The 541-nt window shown below is 65.1% G+C and carries 2 protein-coding genes; both read right to left on the reverse strand.

The features are described 5' to 3' along the window. Window positions 1–254: hypothetical protein (locus ACTQV4_RS10355; protein ID WP_441569788.1), on the reverse strand; the 254-nt coding region annotated here is incomplete at its 3' end. 170 nt (window positions 255–424) lie between these two features. Continuing rightward, window positions 425–541: transposase family protein (locus tag ACTQV4_RS10360; protein WP_441569789.1), on the reverse strand; the 117-nt coding region annotated here is incomplete at its 5' end.

Below are 541 nucleotides of genomic sequence, written 5' to 3' on the forward strand. Positions count from 1 at the left end.
GGTCGACTATCTGCCTCTTGAACTCGTCGGTGAAATGCCTCGGGTGCCTGGGGTCCCTCATATACGGCCCTCCCGTCTCTCGCGCCCCTCCCGGAACTGTCCACATCAGTGTAGCCAATCCACATGTCCTCCATGTCGGCGTACTTCGCCACGGTGTTCCGGCTCACGTGGAGCATTCGGGCGATCTCGGACCTCGAGCGCCCGGCGGCATCCATCGACCGTATATCGTTCACTGTGTCCAGGGGCACGGTCATCTCCTCCATCCTTCCCGGGCGGGCTCGCCAGGGTAACCGCCCGGGGAAACCATACGGCGAGGGCCGCGCCCCCGGTCCCCGGGGCGCGGCCCTCTTGCTTAAACTGCTCAATTTTTCGTGCTCACGGTGCTCATTTCCCAGTGATCACTCGGACCACTTCTTAGTGAACATCAACAGTGCCACTCGACGCGGGCGAGCTCGGAGACCGCCGAGGCGGTGCAGCGGACCGCCAGCCACGCCACCCAGTCCTCGAAGTCGCGCGTGAAGCGCGCCCCGTGCCGCGCCCA

The sequence above is a fragment of the Collinsella sp. LCP19S3_B11 genome (assembly GCF_052121915.1).
Lineage (GTDB): Bacteria > Actinomycetota > Coriobacteriia > Coriobacteriales > Coriobacteriaceae > Collinsella.